Origin of the sequence: Bradyrhizobium sp. (assembly GCF_016462955.1) — a bacterium.
GTDB lineage: Bacteria > Pseudomonadota > Alphaproteobacteria > Rhizobiales > Xanthobacteraceae > Bradyrhizobium.
In genome coordinates this window covers 1-2,652 of the sequence record NZ_JAEMSD010000728.1, presented here as the reverse complement: position 1 = coordinate 2,652, position 2,652 = coordinate 1, and the positions used below count along the sequence as shown (strand labels likewise).

The following is a 2,652-nucleotide window of genomic DNA, read 5'->3' as shown; positions in this document are numbered from 1 at the left end:
GACGACGAAAGAGCGGAGGTTGCCGCGGCCGAGCAGCACCAGCGCCCGCGAGCCGCAACCGTTCGAGAGCACCATCCCATAGCCGAACAGCAGGCCGCCGAGGAACAACATTGCCGGCGAGAACGAAGTCTGCAGGTAGATGGACCTGTGAAGATCGACCATGCCGCTGCCAGCGAGGAATTGGCTCGCGGCGACCGCAACGGCGATCGCCAGCGCATAGGTCCGCACCAGCCGCCCGTCTCCCCCGGCCAGCCAACCACGCATGCTGCTCATCAGGCAGAAGCCGCTGAGCAGACCGACGGCGCCGTAGACGAGACCGATGCCGAGGCCGGCGAGGACGACGAGTTGGGCGGATTCCATCAATTGTTCTCAGATCTCTCGACACTCTCCATCATTGCGAGCGCAGCGAAGCAATCCGGAAAATGCATCCGCAGAGACAGGCGGGTTGCTTCGCTGCGCTCGCAATGGCGATGGGTTACGGCTTCAGGATCACGCGGTCGCGCGACGAGCCGGCGACGGCGACGTACGCCTCCCGGGCGCGCTCCAGCGGATAGATCGCACTCGCCTTGATCGGGAATGGTTTGAGGTGACCGCTCGCAAAGCCCGGGCCGAGGTCGCGCAGCACCGCGCCGGTCGCGGTTGACGATAGACCCAGCGTGTCGATGCCGACATAGGTGTGCTGCCCCCGATAGAATTCGAGGATGTTGAACTGCACGATGCGGTCGATCGCGGCGATCAGGATCTGGCGACCGCGAAGCGCGAGCGATTTGTGCGCTGCCTGGAAATAGGGATCACCGACCGTGTTGAAGACGATGTCGGCGCCCTTGCCGCTAGTCAATTCGCGAACGCGCGCGGCAACGTCGGTCGCGGAGGCATCGATCACCTCAATGGGCGCGTTGGCGTGGCCTTCGTAGGCTTCGGCCTTGCGCACGACGCCGATGACGCGAGCGCCCTGCCAGGTCGCGATCTGCACCGCGGCCTGACCGACCTTGCCGTTGACGCCGAGCACCAGCACGGTGTCGCCGGCCTTCGGCAAGCCCGCGCGGCGAAAGCCCTCCATCGCAGTGACGAAGGGCACGCCGATGCCGGCGGCCTCTTCCCAGGACAGCGTGTTGGGCTTCTCAACCACAGCGTCGGCTTCGACCACGAGATGGCTCGCATGGGTGCCGTCACGACGGATGCCGAGATCGCCGGACGACCCGAACACCTCGCCGCCGATTGCTCCGGCCGGCCCGTCGATCACCACGCCGGCATAGTCGCGGCCGGGGGTCCGGGGAAACACGGCATAGGGCATCAGCCCGGTCGCAGCCTTGACGTCGGAGGGATTGACGGCGGCGGCCTTCACCTCGATCAGGAGATCGTTCGGCCCGCGCGTGAGCGTCTGGCGCTCGACGACTGGCGCAAGCGCGGCGGCGTTCTCAGCCTTCACATTGAGACGCACGCAGCGCGCTTCGATGGATTTGGCATCAGCTGGCGACATGACAGGACCCGCGATTTCTCGCGGGCCTTGTCGCCTTTGAGCCCGGTCGAGTCAATCCGTCAGGTCAATCCTTTGGCCGCTTGTCGAACAGCCGCTTGGCCTTGCCGAGCGAGCGTTCCAGCGTGGCCGGCGCAACCACCTGCACCCTGGAGCTGACACCGATCGTGTTCTTGATGTGGGTCGAAATCCGGTCCGCATGGTCGACGAGCCCGCTTCCGTCCCAGCTCTCGGGCCGCGCCTCGGCGATGATGGTGAGCTCGTCCATGCGGCCCTCACGGGTCAGCTCCAGGATGAAGTGGCCGCCGCACCAGTCGGTCGCGAGCAGCACCTCCTCGATCTGGGTCGGGAACAGGTTGACGCCGCGCAGGATGATCATGTCGTCCGAGCGCCCGGTCACTTTCTCCATGCGCCGCATGCCGGGACGCGCGGTGCCCGGCACCAGCCGCGTCAGGTCGCGGGTTCGATAGCGGATGACGGGAAAAGCTTCCTTGGTCAGCGAGGTGAAGACCAGTTCGCCCTTCTCGCCGTCCGGCAGCACCGCACCGGTCTCTGGGTCGATCACTTCAGGGTAGAAGTGGTCCTCCCAGATGTGCAGCCCGTCCTTGGTCTCAATGCATTCCTGCGCGACACCGGGGCCGATCACTTCGGACAGTCCGTAGATGTCGGTGGCGTCCATGTCGAAGGCGTCCTCGATCTCGGCGCGCATGGCGTTGGTCCAGGGCTCGGCGCCGAAGATGCCGATCTTGAGCGAGCACTGGCGGGGATCCAGCTTCTGGCGCTTGAACTCGTCGAGGATCGCCAGCATGTAGCTCGGCGTCACCGTGATGATATCAGGCCGGAAATCGTTGATCAGCTGCACCTGCCGCTCGGTCATGCCGCCCGAGATCGGCACCACGGTGCAGCCGAGCTTCTCGGCGCCGTAGTGCACGCCGAGACCGCCGGTGAAAAGGCCATAACCATATGCGTTGTGGATGATCATGCCGGTGCGGCCGCCGGCGGCACGGATCGAGCGCGCCATGACCTCCGACCAGGTGTCGATGTCGCCTTGCGTATAGCCCACGACGATCGGCTTGCCCGTCGTGCCGGACGAGGCGTGCACGCGCACCAGCCTTTCGCGGGGCACGGCGAACATGTCGAAGGGATAATTGTCGCGCAGATCCGTCTTCACGGTG

General features: G+C 65.5%; 3 protein-coding genes. All 3 read right to left on the bottom strand.

Features of this window, described 5'->3' with window-relative positions; translation table 11 throughout:
- The coding region (locus JHD07_RS37495; protein ID WP_291631347.1) for a YeeE/YedE thiosulfate transporter family protein at window positions 1-360 on the bottom strand (360 nt) is incomplete at its 3' end.
- A 115-nt stretch (window positions 361-475) separates the two neighbouring features.
- Window positions 476-1,480, bottom strand: a complete 1,005-nt coding sequence (locus JHD07_RS37490) for a zinc-binding alcohol dehydrogenase family protein (RefSeq protein WP_291631345.1) — start codon at window positions 1,478-1,480, stop codon at window positions 476-478.
- 64 nt (window positions 1,481-1,544) lie between these two features.
- Window positions 1,545-2,652 (bottom strand): phenylacetate--CoA ligase PaaK (paaK, locus tag JHD07_RS37485; protein ID WP_291631343.1); only part of this gene is annotated, 1,108 nt, incomplete at its 5' end.

What these genes read in the sequence shown, in the direction of transcription:
- JHD07_RS37490 (WP_291631345.1), bottom strand. Translation starts at nt 1,480, where the DNA reads ATGTCGCCAGCTGATGCCAAATCCATCGAAGCGCGCTGCGTGCGTCTC.